This is a genomic window from Rhizobium sp. AAP43 (genome assembly GCF_001296045.1).
Taxonomy (GTDB): domain Bacteria; phylum Pseudomonadota; class Alphaproteobacteria; order Rhizobiales; family Rhizobiaceae; genus Allorhizobium.
This window is the reverse complement of sequence record NZ_LJHS01000066.1, coordinates 1-16,851: the sequence shown is the minus strand read 5'-3', so window position 1 is coordinate 16,851 and position 16,851 is coordinate 1. Positions and strand designations below refer to the sequence as shown.

Here is a 16,851-nt window from a genome sequence, read left to right as displayed (position 1 = left end):
GCGTGCTCCAAGGGAGACATACGCGGCCCGCACCACCCCAAAAGCCCCAGCTTTACAAGCGCTGAACCGCCTGCTTCATTGCACCCACTCGAAAAGGATGGTGGCATGAACCGGACACTCATCAGCGCACTCGACTTGATCAACACCTTGCTGGCGCTCGCCATCATCGGCGGTTGCACCGCCTTCGGCCTGTTCATGAAACCGGCCGAGGGCGCCAATATCCTGCTCGGCATTGCCGGTCTCGGCGCCGGCACCGTGCTTGCCGCCATCATCTGCGGCCTGTTTGCGCTGCTGCTCGAGGTCGAAGACCACCTGCGCCGCCTGGTCATCCTGCGTGAGGCCGAGCTTAACCGCGACAACCCGAATTTCGGGCGCTGACAACAGCCTCTCCCGCCCGATCAAGAGCACCCGATCAACCGCTGCAGATCGCGGGGCTTTCTGCCGAAAACCCCGCAACCGTCTTGAGCCTTGCCCGCCTCAGCTCCGGCTGACCTTGCAATAGCTCACCTGCTGGTCAGGCCCGACCAGACCTTCGGTCATGTTGCGATAGATGCCGTATTTGAAATAGACCGAGGTCGCCGCAGCCGGCACCAGGGCAAGCCCCGTCTCTTTGATCACCGTCGCGCCGTTCAACCGCACGGTCATTGCGCCCGCCGTCTCGTGCCAGACGAAGGTGTAGACGAAGGCGTTCCAGCTGCCCTTGTTCACCGTCACCGGAAACTCGACAAAGCTGTCAGTGTCGTGATTGTTGAGGCAAATGGTGAATTCGCCTTCCTCATAGCGGTTGAAGACGCTGTCATAGGCCCCGTTGTGCCACTGGCCGAGCGTCTGTTTGGGGCTGAATTCCGGATAGTTGGACGGGATCTTCAGCTGGAAGGCATAGACATGGGTCGAGCCGATGTCGTCTTCCGTCGTCGCCCGCGCCTCGCAGCGCTCGCGATAGTTCAGCGCATCGCTGCCATCGGCACCATTCCAGTAGTCGCCGGAGCGCACCTGAAACGTCTCGACGCCGTTGACGCGGCTATAACGCGTCTCGTCAGCCGCCTGCACATAATAGGAATAGCCGTTTCCATCAGGGCAAATAATCTTCATGTAAAATACCTTTTATAAAATAGGACATCTTGCTTGGGAGGCGCCCGGCCCATTGTGATGCCGGACGAGCGGCGGAGGTCCTGTCTGCGCCGTTTGGGAGTGCGTACCATCGAGTGTATCCGACCGAAAAGGTCACTCGAACAGCACGCTGCCGTCATGCGTGCTGTCGCCACTCACATAGGAATAGGCAAAGTCACTGCCCGGCATATGGGGAAATCCTCGAAAATTCAGCGCGTTGCCGAAGCGTGTTCGACAGGTGGCAAAGCTCTTGTCGCAGCCAACCGTCAGCACCACCGGATCGCCCGGCGCAGGGGCCGCCTCCATCGGCAGCCAGAGCCGGAGTTCCACCGTGCCCCCGGCCGCGGCCGCAAACGCGGCCTCTGCCTCTGCCCCTGCCGCCCCCTCGGCCTCTACGGGGGCTGCCCCCTCGACCTCTGGCGATGCCGGCACCGTCGCGCCGCTGTCCTCGATTGCCAGCCGCTGCCCGGCCAGCACACCGCCATCGAACCGGCAATGGCCGAGGCGAAAATGCCCCGCCGCCAGATCCGCATCAAGCGCCGGCAAGCCTGATATCACCAGCCGGTCGGCGGCCTTGACGCTACCCACCAGACCCGCCATCCGCCGCACACCGGCCGCCATGTTCACCCCGCAACGCCCATCGCCCAGATCGGCATCGCAGCGGCGATTGTAGATCCGTCCTGCCGGCTGCTGCAGCCGATGCGCGACGCTTCTGAGTTCCGCCGAAAAGCCGGGGCCCGCCCTCGTCACCTCGCCGATCTCTTCCACCGAAAGCCGCGCATGTGCCGCCTCGGGCGCCTGCCAGTTGACCAGGAAGACCTCGACCCTTGCCCCGTCATAGCGTCCCGCTGCAAGATCCACCTCGGTGATCGCCTCGCTTGAAAACCCGCCTTGGATCTCGGCACCGGTCGCCGCCAGCCCGCTCATCGCGCGCGCCTCGGTGGCGGCAAAACCGCTTGCCGGCGCAAAACGCGTGCCGGCAAATTCCAGCGCCGCGTCATGCTCGGTAAACCCCAGCACCGCGCCATCTCTCCGCGTCACCCGCCAGGCCCGGCAGAGCGTCGTTTCACCGCTTGCGATATGCGCCGCCAGCGCCTGTGAAAACCGTCTCATGGCAGCACCTCGATCAGCGGAATGGAGGGAATGCGCCCTGCCCGGAAGGCTTCGAGATCGATCTCGATCCGCTCGGTGTCGAAGCGCACGGGCACGTCGAAGTCAAAGCCGGCGCGGATCTCCGCCCCTTCGTTCGGCACATGGCCATTCTCGAAAGTCACCATGCCGGTCGCCGCATCAACGGCAAATCCCGCGAGCTGCTCCACCCCGTCGACCGCAACCCGCACACTGCCCACCACCGGCTTTTGCACCGGCCGCCGCTCGATCGCGGCGTGATCGCCATAGGCTTTGACAAGCGCAAACCGCCTGGTGTCGCCATCGCCCACGCCCAAAATCTGGTCGAGCGGCCCCACGGCTTCACCCGGTCTCGCCGAGGAAAAATCCACCGGATCGCGAAAGCGAAACCCATGCAGCCGCCCGCCCCGCGCCTCGAAGAACTCCAGGACCGCATAGAGATCGGCGACCGAGCGCAGCGCCGAGCCGACATCATAGCGACGCCTTGAAAACCGAAACCGCCGATTGCGCGCCTCCCGCCCATTGGTCAACGACACCACATCCGTCAACCGCTCCGGCCCACCCCGTGTCGTCAGCGACAGCCGCAGCGGAAACCGTATCTCATGAAAAGCCATCCCGGCCTCCGTTTGCTGTGTGTGTGTGCCGCGTGAAAAATCGTCAGCCGTGGCAGGTGTAGCCGCAGGCCTCGGTCCTTCGAGGCCCTCGCTTGCGCGAGCGCGCCTCAGGACGAGGGGAAACGTGATTGGCGCAACGGCCAGCCCTCACCCTGAGGTGGGAGCGGCACAACGGTTAGCCCTCACCCTCAGGCGGGAGCGCAAGCGACCCTCGAAGGACGAGGGCGGGTGGATGTCTCTGCTGAGGGTTGCTCGCGAGGCCACGATCCTTCGAGGCCCTCGCTTGCGCGAGCGCGGCCTCAGGATGAGGGGAAACGTGATTGGCGGAACGGCCAGCCCTCACCTTTGAGGCAGGAGCCACAACGCTTAGCCCTCACCATCGAGGCGGGAGCGGCACAACGGTTAGCCCTCATCCTGAGGCGGGAGCGCAAGTGACCCTCGAAGGACGAGGGCGGGTGGATTTCTCTGCTGAGGGTTGCTCGCGAGGCCTCGATCCTTCGAGGCCCTCGCTTGCGCGAGCGCGCCTCAGGATGAGGGGAAACGTCGGGGCCAGCCCCTCAAAGCCCCCGCCGCCCGCGGGCAACGGAGCGCGCCAGCATGGCCGAGATCTGGCCCTCGCTGCGGGCAAAACTGGCCGCATCGGTCGCCGTCACGTTGAAATGCACCGTCACCGCCCCGCCGCCATCGGCGGCCACGCCAAGCGCGCCGTCCGAGCCGCGTTTCAATGGCAGGATCGCCTCCGCCCCCGCCTCGCCCATCAGCCCGGTCCCGCCGGCCATGGGAAAATAGGTGGGCGCTGCCACCACGCCGCCATCGGCAAAGGGCATCACCCGCCCGGGCACGCCGCCATTGGCAAAGGCGGCAACATCCGCGCCGAGCCCCGCCCCCACAGATGAACCCCCAGACGACCCAAAGGCCGAACCCAGGCTGCCCACCAGCCCACCCGCCACCTGGCCCAGCAAATTTTCAAGCGGCTTCAGCCCGGCCGACAGCGCAATATCGGTGAGCCTTGAGCCCACCATGCGCAGCACATCCTCCAGCCCCTTGCCGCCACTGGCCGCACTCGTCAGCGCCGATGTCAGCGCCCGCCCGAAACTCGCCGACCGGCTCTCCAGATCCTCCAGCACCGCCAGCGCCTGAGCCCCGTCCAGATCGACGGAGAGCGCGAGTGTGTCGTCATCGGTCATGGTTTTGGTCCTTGTCCTTTGGAATGGGAGGGAGCGAGAGGGAGACAGGGAGGAAGGATTTTGAGGCCGCCGATGCTTGTCTGCGGAGCGCGCACTCGACGGCCCTTGACGGTTGGCACGTCTGGCGAAAACCCGTGACACGGTGCCTGCAACCGGAGACGCACTCCGCCACTTGGCACCCGTCACCCGCTCCATCGAAGCCCGTCACCCGCTCCAGAGAGGCCCCTGTGCAGCCTCACGGACCCGGCACACCCGTTCCCCTCACCCTGAGGCGCCGGGCACCAGCCTGGCCTCGAAGGGCGAGGCCGCAGACAGAGCGCCACACCGCTGATCCATGGAGGCTTCGAGCCAGACGGGGCCGGCTCCTGCGGCATGAGGGGAAACCGGAACCCGCGCCATCAACGGCTTCCAGGAAAAGGGCAGCGCGCTAGAGTTGCGGATGTCCGCTATTGGCCCGGAGCGGTCATATGTTCTTGCCATATTTTTCTTCTATATATATCAAACAGCTTGCCTTGTTCGTCCCGGAAATTGTGCATGCGTCGCCTCAAAAAGTTTTTTGCTGTAATTACGGCACGTCTTCTGCCGATGAGTGCGACGACGGAAGACGCTTACTTTGTGGCTACGGGCGAGGAAGATGGAGCGGCGCTGGTTATTCGGGGCCTGAAAGCTATCCCCGCCAGGGTGCACGAGACCGATCTTCCGAACCGTGTGGTCATTCATTGGCGCTATGAAACTGTCTTGAATGGCATGCCAGATGCTGATGCCAACAGTGCGCAAATCGCATTGGAAGACGCTCTTATGCCATTGGATGTGAATCAGATCGGCCGCCAAGTCCTCGTCGTTACCGGAAACAACCGCAAAGAGTGGCATTGGTATGTCAAGGATTTTGATAGTTGGATAGCTGAGCTTGATCAAAAGCTCGCAATGAGCCCTGCCTACCCCATCGATATTTCGCACACCTACGAGCCACAATGGTCTTCATACAAAGCCTTCCTAGCCGGGATGAACGGATTGTAAGCTGGAAGTAAGAACGCATGCTCTGAAGCCTGATGTCTGCTGTTGGCGCAGAGGCGACGTGCGCCGCCACGGAGCAATGTCCGCTCTCGAACATGAGCGATGACGACCTCTGCGACCGAATTGAAGGCGCATTCCCGCCACGGCAGCACTCGCTTCTAGCCGGAGCTTACGCCTATTACGGTTAGCGGCCTCGACGGAATGACTGCCTTGATTCCTTTGCAGAATCCGAAAAGCTCGGAGGCTTGTTTCTCACCCAAGTGACGAATGTTTGCACCGCAGGGTCTTCCACGATGGTTTCGATCGTGGAAAACTTCTTCGCGAGTTGCGCATCTGTAAAGATCGAATGGATCTGATCGTGGCAGATTCGGTGCAGGAGGACGGTTTTCTTTCCACCCTTGCTCTTGGGAACGAGATGATGCTCGTCTCTCTGATCCTCCGGGATTACGCGCTCGCATATCGGACAGAACACCGGCTCCGGCGTAGGCTCGTCCCATGAAGCTAGCTCATCTCTGTTCTTGCGGGCCAAGGCTCGATCTTTCCTGCTGTATTCTCGGATGCTGTTCCCGAGGATGGGTGTCAGTCTCAACACATGCACGTCAGTAGCACGAAACCATCGGAGCCATATGGCTCCTTGTGGCGCAAACCTGCCCAGATCTACCCTCTCGCCGATACCCGCCTTTCTTTGCAGCCACGCGAGCAAAGCAGCACCCCTCCCCTCAATCCGGAAACCGCGCCATCAGCGCCTCGACATCCCGCCGCGAAATCGCCGCCGAACGGTCCGAGCCGCCCGCCATGGCCGCCAGTTCCGGCAGGGTGAGCTGCCAGAAAACCTGAGGCGAAAGCCGCAGGCGGGAGAGCCCGAGCGTCATCACCGCTTCCCAGGGAAACGGCCGTGCCCGGACCAAATCTCCGCCTGCGGCCCTCAAGGGAAAGGCGCATCCGCCCTTCCCGCCTGCGCACCGCTCTCGGCCGCGCCGCCGTTCGTCGGACCACCCATCGCGCCACCCATTGCCCCACCCGGCGCCCCATCCGGCGCACCACCGGTCGAAAACGTCACCGTCAGCAACGCCCCCACCACGGCCGCCGCCCCGGCCACGCCGCCTTCCACCGCCATGCCCGCCACATCGGCATCCGAGACCCGGTTGCCGCCGCCGCGCAGGCCGCAGCTCAAAACACGGATGAGATCGGCGCTTTTCAGCCGCCCGGAGGAAAACCGCCCCGCCAGATCGCTGAGGCTGTCTGCCCCGAAAGCCGTTTCCAGTTCGGCGAGTGCCCCGAGCGTCAGGCAGAGAATGCGCCGCTCGCCGTCGATCACCGCCTCCACCTCGCCGCGATGGCGGTTGGCGCGGCGGAGTGTTGCGGGCTCGCGCCCCGGATGGTCGCCAAAGCTGTGCATCGCCACCTCACAACGCGGCAAAGGAAACGGCACCGGCCGATTCCAGCGCGATCTCGAAGGTCAGCTCGCCGTCGTGATTGCCGGCATAATCCAGCGCCGTCACCTGAAACGGCGCCGTCACTGTGCCGAAATCCGGGATCACCACCTGATAGGTCAGGGTCGCGCCTGCAAAAAACGCCGCCCGCAGCGTCGCATCCGAAGCCTGGTCGCGAAACAGGCCGGAGCCGGTCAGCCCCGCCCGCCGCACACCGGCCCCTGCCAGCAATTCCCGCCATTGCCCGGCGCTCTCCTGGTCGGTCACATCAACCGATTGCGCATTAAACGACAACCGCCGCGCCCTCAGCCCCGCCACCGTCACAAACCCCGCCCCATCCTCAACCTTCAACAACAGATCCTTGCCCCGCTGCGCGCCCATGGCCATGCTCCTTTGATGTGTGTGTGGTGTGGTGTGAACCGTGTGGCGTGGGAGAGCAGGCTTGAAGACCTGCCCCATCCCGAAGGTGGGAGCCCCAACGATCAGCCCTCCTCCCGAGGTGGGAGCCCCAACGGTCAGCCCTCATCTCGGAGGTGGGAGCCCCGACGGTCAGCCCTCATCTCGGAGGTGGGAGCCCCGACGGTCAGCCCTCATCCTGAGGCGGGAGCGTGAGCTCCCCTCGAAGGACGAGGGCGGGTGGCGGGCATCCGCCGTCGCTGCCGTGGCCGGTGGCCTCGACCCTTCGAGGCCCTCGCTTGCGCGAGCGCACCTCAGGATGAGGGGACATGGTGGTGGGCGACGGGAGCCCCAACAGTCAGCCCCCTCCCGAGGTGGGAGCCACAGTGGTTAGCCCTCATCCTGAGGTAGGAGCGACAGCGACCCTCGAAGGACGAGGGCGGGTGGGGTGCGCGCGCGGCTGGCGTAGAGCGGGCGGGTGGCGGTGCGCGCGGTGCCGCTGCACCACTCCGCACCCGTCAACATTTCCCCTAGCCCAATCCGCCCGACACCCTTAAGACGAGCGCGCACGCCGCAATGCCCCATCTCGTTGAAAGCTCCGCATGCTCTCCCCCCGCCTCATCCTCGTCGTCACGCTTGCGCTCAGCCAGATCATCAGCTGGGGCACGACCTTCGAAATGCCCGCCGTCTTCGGCCGCCAGATCGCTGCCGATTTGGGCATGGCCAATGAGACCGCCTTTGCCGGGCTCACCGTGATGATGCTGGTCATGGCAGCCCTTGGCCCCTCGACCGGCCGGCTGATGGCGCGGATCGGGGCGGCCCGCGTGCTCGCCCTCGGCTCCGTCACCATGGCGACCGGGCTTGGTCTGCTCTCCGTTTCGCACGGTGTCGTCACCTACGGGCTCGCCTGGCTGGTGCTTGGCGCCGGCGGCTCCTTTGCCCTCTCGGTCCCAGCGCTTGCCGCCGTCGTCGAGCGCGAGGGGCGGCAAGCGCGGCGCACCATCGGCATCCTGATGGTCTTTACCGGCCTCTCGTCCGCCGTCTGCTGGCCGCTTCTGGCGCTCGCCGGCGAAGAGTTCGGCTGGCGCGGGGCGCTGCAGATGGCAGCCCTTGCCCATATCCTGCTCTGCCTGCCGCTGCATCTGTCACTGCTGCGCCTTCAGATCGCCCGCTCGGCCGAAGACCGGGCCCAGGATGCGGTCGCGCCGCTTGTCATGAGCCGGCGCACCGGAATTCTTGCCTTCCTGCTGATTGCGCTTGCCAGTGCCCTTGCCAGCCTGATGACCTTCGGCCTCTCGCCGCAGCTCTTGCATATCCTCGAACTCTCCGGCGCCACGCCAGCACTGGCACTCCAGCTCGGCGCGCTGCGCGCCGTGTTCGGTATTGCCGCCCGCGCCGTCGATCTCGTTGCCGGAAAATACACCTCACCGGTCGCGACCGGCCTTGCCGGCACCGCCATGCTGACCGCCTCGACCGTGCTCCTGATCTTCACCTCCGGCACGCCGGCGAGCCTTCTGCTGTTCACCGCGCTTTACGGCTTCGGCTCCGGCGTCACCACGCTTGCCCGCGCGCTCCTGCCGCTTGCCTTCTTCTCCGCCAGCCGCTTTGCCGAACAGTCCGCAAGGCTGGCTTTGCCGCAAAACCTCGCCAATGCCATCGCCCCGGTCCTCATCACCGCCGTGATCGACCGCGCCGGCATCCAGACCGGCCTCCTCGTCACCACCACCCTCGCCGCCTCTGCCTTCCTCGCCATCATCGGCCTTGCCGTGATCGCCAGGCGCAGCGCTCCCAATTCCCACGCAGAACCCTCACCCTGAGGTGCCCGACACCGTCGGGCCTCGAAGGGCGAGGCCTCCTTGAGCCACAAAACCGCCACCCGAAAATATCACTCCACCACCGCCCGCAGCCGCATCTCCGCCACGAACAGCCCGGTCTTTGCCTCCCGCCGGCTGGTGATGCCGCGCTGCACGAGATTGACCAGCCGCAAGGCGCCAATCCCCGCCGGCAGCGCCTCGGCCACCCGGCCGAGATCCGACGCCAGTGCCTCGGCCTCGCGGCGGGAGATCTCGCTCCAGAGCTCCAGCACCATCAGGATCTCGTGCCCCTTGCTGTCGCCGGTGGAAAAATCCCGCGTCTCGATGGCCCCCGGCAGCAGAACCGGAAAGCGGGTGCCGCGCTGCCTTCGGTCGGCAAGTCCTTCGCCGCCAAGCGCTGCTGAGAGCGCGGCATCGGCTTTCACCGCCAGATGAAGGGCTTGCAGCAAGCCGTTGACCGGGCTCGTCATGGCGCCGCTCCTACCGTTGCGTTCGCTCTGTGCCGCAGCCGCGCCTGTTGACCGTTGCGTCCGCGCCCAGCCTGCAGCGGAGACTGCCTCTTCGCCGCAGGCCCGTCCTCTTCGACGGCCCGATCGGCGCCATCCTCCTCGCCAGAAACACCCCGCACCAACCGCCGGGCCAAGGCCCGCGACAAAAGCCGTGCCATTTCCCGCCCCGTCTCATCCAGCGCCGTCATTCTCGATCCCCTCATCCCACCCGTTCCCGGCACAGGGCGAGCGTAAACCGCCCCGTCTCGTCCGGGTCGCGCAGTGCTTCGATCAGCAAGACCCGCGCGCCTGCCACAAATCTCTGCCCGGGGGAAAGCGCGCGACCGGCCCTCACCGTCACATGATGCGTCACCGTCGAGACCGGGCCCGGCCCGCGGTTTTCCTCGGCAAAACCTCGCGGCTCGACCCTTGCCCAGAGCCGCGCCTGTTGAACGAACACCGTCGCCACCCCGCCCTGCCCGTCTGCCACCGTTTCCGGCGCTTCCAGTACGAGCCGCGTCGACAAGTGCCCGGCATCGATATCGATCATCGCCGCCATGGTCAGAGCCCCCGCCGGCAAAAGGGCGCAATCAGCCGGTCATAACCTAGCGGCACCACCGCCGGCTGGGCGTCGGGCGCCACCACGCCCCGGCAGGCAAACATCGCCGCCAGATGCAAAAGCATGGCCCGTTTCAGCGTTTCCGGCACGGACGCCCCCGCCTCGCCAAAGCCGGCTGCAAACTCCACCTCGATGCCGTTGATCCCCCGTCCGGGCTTCGGCACGTCGCGCAGATAAAGCCGCGCCGGCCGCGCTTGCCCATCCAGCAGATGCCCGTCAAGCGAAACGCTCGCCGCATCCCCCGCGCCGTCATAGACGAGCACGGCCGTAACCTCCCGCACCGGCGCCCGCGGGATCTTGAGGATCCCGTCGGCCGGCCATTGGTCGAGGCAGAGGCGAAAATCACGCGCCGCCAGCACCAGCCCGGTCTCGCGCTCCAGATGCTCGCGCGCCGCGGTGATCAGCGCGGCGAGAAGCTCGTCCTCGTCTTCGGTATCAAGCCGCAGATGCGCCCTGACCTCGGCAAGCGTCAGCGGCTCCGCCAGCGGCGGAGAAAGGTCGATGATGGTCATGGAAGATCCTTTGAAAATGGTCACTATACTGGGCACCACAGCATCAGGGCGGCGGGTGCCTGCCTCTTCTCCCCGGCGGGGAGACGGTGCCCCGAAGGGGCGGATGAGGGGGAGCGAAGCTTGGGCGCAATGCTCGATGCCGTGCCGGACCGCCCCCTCATCTCGCCTCCGCTACGCTCGGCGATCCTCTCCCCGAGGGGAGAGGCGGTCACGCAAGCCCTCCCCAACCCCGGAGCTGCGCTCCGACCCTCTCCCTCAAGGGGAAGGGTGGCCCCCCCTCAAGCCGAAAACTTCACCAGCTTGATCGCCTCGAAATCCTGCACGCCGCCGCCCACGCGCTTGGTCGTGTAAAACAGCACGTAAGGTTTCGCCGAATAGGGATCGCGCAGCACCCGCACGCCCACCCGGTCGACGATCAGATAGCCCGCGCGGAAATCGCCGAAGGCGATTGCCGTGGCATTGGCGGCGATTTCCGGCATGTCCTCGGCTTCACAGACCGGAAAGCCGATCAGCGAGGCCGGATCGCCGGCCTTGGCCGGTGGCGTCCAGAGATAGTGGCCGTCGGCATCTTTCAGCTTGCGCACCGCCCCTTGCGTCCGGCGGCTCATGACAAAGGTTCCGTTCTGCCGATGGCCCGCCTTCAGCGCATAGACCACATCCATCAGCACGTCCGAGGCCCCGCTTGCCGCAAAAGCCCCGGCCGCCCCGGTTGACAGCGTGCCGATCCGTCCCCATTGCCAGGCTGCATCCGCCACCTGGTCATAGGCGAGAAACCCCTTCGGCTTCAGCACGCCGTCGCCCGAAATGAAGGCAGCCCCTTCCTGCTCGGCAAAGGCCATGTCCACTTCCGCCGCAATCCAGGCCTCGATATCGACGGCCGTATCGTCAAGCAGGCTCTGCGTGGCCGCCGGCATGGCATAGAGTTCCATGGTCGGGAAGGAGAGTTCGGAAAGCTCCGGCGTGCCGGTTTCCACCCGCGCCTGGGTTTCCGCCACCCAGCCGCTGGCAAAGCCCGTTGCGGCAAACGGCTTCTTCAGCACCGCGCCGGAAACCTGCCGCACGGTTGAAAGCGACCGGATCGGCGACATGACTGACAGCCTGCGGCCGATCTCGCCATCCATCTGCGGCGGCACCAGATAGCCGCCATCGCCGGAAACACCCGCCGAGAGCGCCTTCTGGTCGAGGTCGCGCAGCCCATGGTCATCACCGCGCCGCACATAGGCCTCGAAAGCCGCCTTGTGCTCGGCGGCCAGCGGATCGTGACCACCCCCGGCATGGGCCAGCTGCGGCCTCAGCTTCTTCAGCACCAGCTCGTCCAGCATCCGGCCCTGGTCGTCAATCGCCTTGTTGATCCGCTCCACCTTGTCGCGGGTTACGACATCGCTTGTCAGCTTGTCCTCGATCTCGCCCAGCCGCTCGTCATTGGCCTCCTTGAAGGCCTCGAAGGCGCTCATGAATTCGGCAAAGGCCGAGGTCACCGTATCCGGCGCCGCCTTCACCTCCGGCGCCACGCGGATGCCAGCCATTGCCCCGGCGGCCCCGGCCGCCGCCTTGGCGTCTGCCCCACGCGCGTGTCCACCGGGCCCGCCGGCCAGATCCGCCAGATCGGCACCCATAGATGCCACCATCGTCTGCACCTCATCCCCAGCCCCAGCCGCCATCTTTCGCGCTCGCATCCGTTTCGTCCCCATCGTCCCTGTCCCCATCGTGCCCATCGTCTTGGTCATGCCGTCATCCTTTCGTGAAATGATTGTTGGCCATCGAGCGTGCCGCCCGGCGCATCAGCCGAACGAGTTCGGTTTCCCGGTCGCGGTAAAACCGCCTGTGCTTGACATTGGAGACACGCGCCGTCGGCAGCATGGGAAAGGTCACCACCGAGATCTCCCAGAGATCCGCCTCGACGATGCGGCGCACGCCGCTTTTCCGCTCGTTGCGGGTCTTCACGGCGCGAAAGCCGATCGACAGCCCGTCCAGGGCCCCCGCCTTCATCAGCGCATGCACCTCGCGGGCGCGGCTGACCTCGGTCGCCAGCTGCCCCTCGACATAGAGCCCGCGCTGATCCTCTTTCAGCACCGTCCAGCGCCCGATCACCTCGGTCGGGTCATGCTGGTAAAGCATGCGCACCCCGCCTGCGCCGCGCGCTGCAATCGAGGCCGCAAACGCCCCCGGCTCGATCGCATCACGCCCCAGATCGACCTCGCCGAACAGGCTCGCATAGCCGGAAAACATGCCGGCCCCATCGACCCCCTTCAGCGTCAACCCGGCATAGGTAAACCGCGGCGCATCCGCACCGTCTCTCTCTCGCATCGATGTCTCCTCATGTGATTGTTTGCTCGGGCTGGCCAACGCATCCCCTTTTCGGGGCGGTTGTCGGGTCGGTTGTCGGGGCCGATTTCCTGGCAGATTTCGGGGCCGTTATCCGTGCCGCCGACAGACGGGCGGCCGCCCCACCTTCCCCCTCATCCTGAGGCGCCCTCGCCGTGCGAGGGCCTCGAAGGACCGAGGCCCCGACGCATCCCAAACACCCCGCCACCCGCCCTCGCCCTTCGAGGGTCGCTCGCGCTCCCACCTCAGGATGAGGGCTCACCGTTGTGCCGCCCCACCTCAGGATGGGGGCTCACCGTTGCGGCCCCACTTCAGAATGAGGGCTGATCATTGCGGCCCCACGTCGCGATGACGGCTGGCCGTCTGCCTCTCACCTTTCCCCTCATCCTGAGGCGCCCGCTTGCAAAGCGGGCCTCGAAGGACCGAGGCCCCAACGCATCCCAAAACGCCCCGCCACCCGCCTCTCCCCGCAGGCGGGTGAGGCGCATCATGGCACCCCCGCACCCGCGTCAAGCAGACACAACAACCTTTTGGCGCGCTTCATCTCCGATACTCGGCTAGACTGCACCCGAAACAGTCAGACGTGGCGCATTCGTCCGATACCTCACGATGCTCCTGCAAAGGTGAACAGGCTCTATGATCAAAACCCTTCTTATCGCTGGTTGCCTCTCGCTCTTGCCTGCCGTTTGGGAATTCAAACATGTCTCGAAACGGCGCGGTCGGCTCTGGGGTTCTGCTGCGGGAGCAGTAGTCTTTCTCTCTGTTTTTCTCTGGTTGCGCGTGTCGATGCTGTTTTGGGATCAGAACTTTGCGGATCCGGCGCGACAGCATTTCTGGCTCGTCGCGACATCGGCAACAGTCGTCTTGCCGAGCGCCGCAACAGCTCTCCTGAGACGTCGTTTCGGCCTCACCGCCGGTGTCGTCGCAGGCCTGGTGATCGCGGTGCTCGTCTGGATCGTCACGCTTTGGGTCAGCATAGCGACCTGGGGCCTGTAGACTGCGGGCGCCAGCCAGGCGGATGAGGGGCATCATAGAACCCCCTCACCCCGTCTTCCCCGCCCGGTTCGTCAACCGCACCAGAAGCCGGCCGCACCTCAAAAGACCAGCATCATTGCGACCCTCCGACACGGATCGAGACCCTTCTCCGCCTCAGCCTCTAGAACTTTGTGTAAGCGTGGCGACAGGGTGTCCCCTTGGACGATCCGAAAGCCGAGGCTCTCATAAAATCTCGCGTTGAATGGCGCATATCGATCGGTCGTCAGCGTCGCGCCTTTAAGGCCCCTTGTCCGCGCGTCCTCTATCATGGTCGTGATCAAACGCCTGCCGATCCCTTTCCTCTGCCAGGTGGGGTGCACGTCCATTTCTCCGATATGAAGATGGTTCTCCTCAACCGTTCCACCGCAATAGCCGATGACCTTGCCATCGCTGTCGCAGGCGGCGAGCAGGAAGTCATGGTCGAGATAATGCTGCAGTTCAACGTCAGTGCTCGCCATCGCGTCCCCGCTGACGGCGCCGGCTTCCCGAAGGGTTTCGAACGACGCGAATTCTACGCGCCTCAGATCGCCAAAATCGGCAGCAAAGCCACGTCTTATCTGCATTCTCGGTGTCTCCTGGCTCGGGTTGCGATGAGTTTCTTAACCGGCGGCAACCTTAAGACACTTCCCTCACCCCGTCTTCCCCGCCCGGCTGGTCAGCCGCACCAGCAGCCCCAGCCCCCACCAGGCGATGAAGGACGCCAGCGTCGCGCCGGCCAGCATGATTTCCGAGGCGGAAAGATAGGGCAGAAGCTGGAGCCGCGTTGCGCCCCAGACGCCGGCCGGGCCACCGAAGATCAGGCCGCAGGCAATGCCGGTCAGGAAGCGCAGGGCTGCCTCGCGCCGGCCATGCGGCACGAGATAGACCAGCGACAGCGCAGACCCGGCAAAGGCCCCGATCAGGCGCGCCGAAAGCACGCCGCCGTCATGGCTGAAATCAGTCATTTGTTCATCTTTCTCGCTCAAGATTGTCCGTGGCGCCGGCCGGTACGATCCCGCCCCACAAGGGCCGCGGCCGGCGCTCCTTGTCTCTTCCCCAGCCGCCCCATGCCGCCCCCATGGCGCCCCCCCATGGCGCCCCCCATGCCGCCAGCCGCCCTTCATGCGTCACATGAAGACGGGGCAGATTGCGGAGTCGCGGCAACAGCTTGGCCCCGGCCGTTCATCAACCACACGCAGGGCGAGAGCCCCTTCCCGGCAACCCGATTGAGGGTCCGGATCACCCTTCGCCAAGCCGGCGGAAACCCGCGCCCCCGCCGCATGCCCCCGCCGCATGCCCCTTCCGCTGCAGGCCCTGACGAACCGTCATCAGGCCTTCATCAAGGGCTGCTCATCTATGCCGGGGTTTACCAGCATCGGGGTCACATCATGGTCTATGTCATCGACACGGCGCGCGCGCCGCGCGGAACGAGCGCGGAAAAGCCGCTTCTGTTCGTGCTGCTCGTCACGCTGACGCTGTCGGCGGTCTTCGTCTCTTTCCCGCAGATCGATCTTGCCGTCAGCCGGCTCTTCTATGTCGAGGGTGAGGGCTTTCCAGCGGCCAAGATCCATGCGCTCAATACCTTCCGCGCCTTCGGCCAGTATTTCCCACTGACGCTGACCATTGTCCTGGTCATCGGCCTTGTGCTGAAACTTCTCTATCCGTCGCGGCCCTCGCTGTTTCCGCCGCGCTTCACGCTCTATTTCGCCAGCCTCTTCCTTCTCGGGCCGGCCCTTCTGGTCAACGGCATCTTCAAGCCGCTGTTTGACCGCCCGCGGCCGCGCAGCATCGTCGACTTCGGCGGCAACGACCTCTTCGTCCATGCCTGGGGCCTGGGCGGTGATTATTTCGATGACCGCTCCTTCGTCTCGGGCGAGGCCGCCGTCGTCGTCTGCCTGATCCCGCTCGCCTTCTTCGTGCCCGCCGTCTGGCGCGTTTCCGTCTTCGCCCTGCTCAGCCTGTTCGCCGCCCTGACCGCGCTCAACCGCATCGCCTTTGGCGCGCATTTCCTCTCCGACGTGCTGATCGCTGCCGGCCTCATGGCCCTCCTGGCCATCGGCCTTGCCTATCTCTTCTACGGCCGCGCCGGCTCGAAAACCTGCGACATCAAGCTCGAAGCCGCCATGACCGCGCTCGGCCACGCCCTGCATGCGGGTCGCCGCAAAGCGATTGCCAACCTCGCAACCACTGCGGCCACTGCCACCACTGCGACCCGCCGCCTGTCGCTTTCACCGGCTTTTGTCCAACCGGCACCGTCGCCAGAGCTAGAGCTAGAGCCCGAGCGTAAGGCGTAGGCGCCGCACACCCTTTCGCCTCACCCTGAGGTGCCCGACACCGTCGGGCCTCGAAGGGCGAGGCCACCATCGCAAGCCAAGATCCTTCGAGGCCCTGCTCATGCAGGGCACCTCGGGATGAGGGAGACGGCACCACCGCCCCAACCAGGCCAGCCGTCAAAACCGCATGGTCCGAAACGTCAGCGACACCCGCCGCCCGCGCGCGATCCGCACACCGTCGATCACATCCGACCGTCGCGCCGGGATTGCATGCGTCCAGTCATGCCGCGCCGGCCCTGCTACCACCAGCAGGGAGCGTGGCGTCAGGACGACAGCCCGCATCTCTGGTGTGTGCAGATCCCGAAACTGCATCTCGCAGGCCGACAAGAGGCTCACCGAGCCGATCACCGCGCCGAAACACGGCGCACAATCCACATGCGCGCTGATCCCCTGTCCCGGCAGATATTCATTGGCAATCACCTGGTCCGGGGTGGTGGCGAACATCCCCTCCGCAACCAGCCGCTCCGCCAGTCCCTGCAGCGCGTCCGGCAGCGGCCCGATCCGGCTCTCCCGCGTCGCCACCCGCGCCCGGTAGTCATAGCGATAGCCGAAATGCTGCACCCGCCGCTTGAGCTCGCCGCTCCAGTCACCAGCGTCGAGGAAGGCGATGAGTGCCGCCTCGTCTGCAGGGGTGATCCAGTCGGAGATGAGCTTTGCGCCTTGCGGAACTAACTTTGGGAAATTCATTCGATGCGCCTATGCACGGCGAGGTTTCACCTGAAAAATAAATGCAACAAAATTATCATCAACCTCAATTGCAGGTTTGCCGTCAATATGATCGGCCCTTTGGAAGTGCCAACTGAACCGATCCCCTCACTTGCGAAATCTGAAGTTTAGGCGGCTTGCGCTCGCCTAAGCCTTCGA

The 16,851-nt window shown here is 65.1% G+C and carries 22 protein-coding genes; 5 read left to right on the top strand and 17 right to left on the bottom strand.

The window, feature by feature from the left end; genetic code table 11:
* Positions 1 to 105 precede the first annotated feature (105 nt).
* The gene (locus tag IP76_RS22255; RefSeq protein ID WP_054160435.1) at positions 106 to 378 is read left to right on the top strand and encodes a hypothetical protein; all 273 of its coding nucleotides are present in this window, start codon (positions 106 to 108) and stop codon (positions 376 to 378) included.
* A gap of 99 nt (positions 379 to 477) precedes the next feature.
* On the opposite strand, the gene IP76_RS22250 is transcribed toward IP76_RS22255, so the two are convergent.
* The 5 genes from IP76_RS22250 to IP76_RS23400 form a co-directional block, all read right to left on the bottom strand.
* Positions 478 to 1,092, bottom strand: coding sequence for a heparin lyase I family protein (locus IP76_RS22250; protein ID WP_054160434.1), 615 nt, complete (start codon positions 1,090 to 1,092; stop codon positions 478 to 480).
* 132 nt (positions 1,093 to 1,224) lie between these two features.
* The gene (locus tag IP76_RS22245; RefSeq protein ID WP_054160433.1) at positions 1,225 to 2,223 is read right to left on the bottom strand and encodes a DUF2163 domain-containing protein; all 999 of its coding nucleotides are present in this window, start codon (positions 2,221 to 2,223) and stop codon (positions 1,225 to 1,227) included.
* A complete protein-coding gene (locus IP76_RS22240; protein WP_054160432.1) occupies positions 2,220 to 2,852 on the bottom strand; it encodes a DUF2460 domain-containing protein in 633 nt (210 codons plus the stop codon). The genes IP76_RS22245 and IP76_RS22240 overlap by 4 nt, the downstream gene beginning before the upstream one ends.
* Before the next feature lie 557 nt (positions 2,853 to 3,409).
* Positions 3,410 to 4,039, bottom strand: coding sequence for a phage tail tape measure protein (locus tag IP76_RS22235; protein ID WP_054160431.1), 630 nt, complete (start codon positions 4,037 to 4,039; stop codon positions 3,410 to 3,412).
* 261 nt (positions 4,040 to 4,300) lie between these two features.
* Entirely contained in the window at positions 4,301 to 4,519 is a 219-nt protein-coding gene (locus tag IP76_RS23400; RefSeq protein ID WP_197278404.1) for a hypothetical protein, read from the bottom strand.
* A gap of 54 nt (positions 4,520 to 4,573) precedes the next feature.
* Between IP76_RS23400 and IP76_RS22230 the strand changes: the two genes are divergently transcribed.
* Positions 4,574 to 5,056: a DUF695 domain-containing protein gene (locus IP76_RS22230; RefSeq protein ID WP_054160430.1), complete on the top strand. Its 483-nt coding sequence runs from the start codon at positions 4,574 to 4,576 to the stop codon at positions 5,054 to 5,056.
* Positions 5,057 to 5,237: 181 nt separating this feature from the next.
* Here IP76_RS22230 and IP76_RS22225 read toward each other — a convergent pair whose 3' ends face one another.
* The 4 genes from IP76_RS22225 to IP76_RS22215 form a co-directional block, all read right to left on the bottom strand.
* Positions 5,238 to 5,582: an HNH endonuclease gene (locus IP76_RS22225; RefSeq protein ID WP_054160506.1), complete on the bottom strand. Its 345-nt coding sequence runs from the start codon at positions 5,580 to 5,582 to the stop codon at positions 5,238 to 5,240.
* Between the two features lie 190 nt (positions 5,583 to 5,772).
* Entirely contained in the window at positions 5,773 to 5,961 is a 189-nt protein-coding gene (locus tag IP76_RS22990; RefSeq protein WP_197278403.1) for a rcc01693 family protein, read from the bottom strand.
* Positions 5,962 to 5,978: 17 nt separating this feature from the next.
* Positions 5,979 to 6,452: a gene transfer agent family protein gene (locus tag IP76_RS22220; RefSeq protein ID WP_082352677.1), complete on the bottom strand. Its 474-nt coding sequence runs from the start codon at positions 6,450 to 6,452 to the stop codon at positions 5,979 to 5,981.
* 7 nt (positions 6,453 to 6,459) lie between these two features.
* Positions 6,460 to 6,867, bottom strand: a complete 408-nt coding sequence (locus IP76_RS22215; protein WP_054160505.1) for a phage major tail protein, TP901-1 family — start codon at positions 6,865 to 6,867, stop codon at positions 6,460 to 6,462.
* Positions 6,868 to 7,484: 617 nt separating this feature from the next.
* On the opposite strand from IP76_RS22215, the gene IP76_RS22210 reads away from it, so the two are divergent.
* Positions 7,485 to 8,699 carry an MFS transporter gene (locus IP76_RS22210; RefSeq protein ID WP_054160429.1) on the top strand — a complete coding sequence of 405 codons (1,215 nt, stop codon included), beginning with the start codon at positions 7,485 to 7,487 and terminating at the stop codon, positions 8,697 to 8,699.
* 68 nt (positions 8,700 to 8,767) lie between these two features.
* Here the strand turns inward: IP76_RS22210 and IP76_RS22205 are convergent, their stop codons facing one another.
* From IP76_RS22205 to IP76_RS22180, 5 genes are all read right to left on the bottom strand, one after another.
* A complete protein-coding gene (locus tag IP76_RS22205; RefSeq protein ID WP_054160428.1) occupies positions 8,768 to 9,166 on the bottom strand; it encodes a DUF3168 domain-containing protein in 399 nt (132 codons plus the stop codon).
* 238 nt (positions 9,167 to 9,404) lie between these two features.
* On the bottom strand, positions 9,405 to 9,743 hold the full coding sequence (locus tag IP76_RS22195; RefSeq protein ID WP_054160426.1) for a phage head closure protein: 339 nt from the start codon (positions 9,741 to 9,743) through the stop codon (positions 9,405 to 9,407).
* Positions 9,744 to 9,745: 2 nt separating this feature from the next.
* Positions 9,746 to 10,315, bottom strand: coding sequence for a head-tail connector protein (locus tag IP76_RS22190; RefSeq protein ID WP_054160425.1), 570 nt, complete (start codon positions 10,313 to 10,315; stop codon positions 9,746 to 9,748).
* A 278-nt stretch (positions 10,316 to 10,593) separates the two neighbouring features.
* Complete coding sequence (locus tag IP76_RS22185; RefSeq protein WP_054160504.1) at positions 10,594 to 11,841, bottom strand: phage major capsid protein; 1,248 nt, start codon at positions 11,839 to 11,841, stop codon at positions 10,594 to 10,596.
* 205 nt (positions 11,842 to 12,046) lie between these two features.
* Positions 12,047 to 12,622, bottom strand: a complete 576-nt coding sequence (locus tag IP76_RS22180; protein ID WP_054160424.1) for an HK97 family phage prohead protease — start codon at positions 12,620 to 12,622, stop codon at positions 12,047 to 12,049.
* A gap of 654 nt (positions 12,623 to 13,276) precedes the next feature.
* Between IP76_RS22180 and IP76_RS22175 the strand changes: the two genes are divergently transcribed.
* A complete protein-coding gene (locus IP76_RS22175; protein ID WP_054160423.1) occupies positions 13,277 to 13,636 on the top strand; it encodes a hypothetical protein in 360 nt (119 codons plus the stop codon).
* 98 nt (positions 13,637 to 13,734) lie between these two features.
* On the opposite strand, the gene IP76_RS22170 is transcribed toward IP76_RS22175, so the two are convergent.
* Both IP76_RS22170 and IP76_RS22165 read right to left on the bottom strand, forming a co-directional pair.
* Positions 13,735 to 14,238 carry a GNAT family N-acetyltransferase gene (locus tag IP76_RS22170; RefSeq protein ID WP_054160422.1) on the bottom strand — a complete coding sequence of 168 codons (504 nt, stop codon included), beginning with the start codon at positions 14,236 to 14,238 and terminating at the stop codon, positions 13,735 to 13,737.
* 66 nt (positions 14,239 to 14,304) lie between these two features.
* Entirely contained in the window at positions 14,305 to 14,619 is a 315-nt protein-coding gene (locus IP76_RS22165; RefSeq protein WP_054160421.1) for a DUF6107 family protein, read from the bottom strand.
* A gap of 423 nt (positions 14,620 to 15,042) precedes the next feature.
* Here IP76_RS22165 and IP76_RS23395 point away from each other — a divergent pair, with 423 nt between their 5' ends.
* Positions 15,043 to 15,948, top strand: a complete 906-nt coding sequence (locus IP76_RS23395; RefSeq protein ID WP_197278402.1) for a phosphatase PAP2 family protein — start codon at positions 15,043 to 15,045, stop codon at positions 15,946 to 15,948.
* Between the two features lie 156 nt (positions 15,949 to 16,104).
* Here the strand turns inward: IP76_RS23395 and IP76_RS22155 are convergent, their stop codons facing one another.
* A complete protein-coding gene (locus IP76_RS22155) occupies positions 16,105 to 16,674 on the bottom strand; it encodes an alpha-ketoglutarate-dependent dioxygenase AlkB (protein WP_054160419.1) in 570 nt (189 codons plus the stop codon).
* Positions 16,675 to 16,851 lie beyond the last annotated feature (177 nt).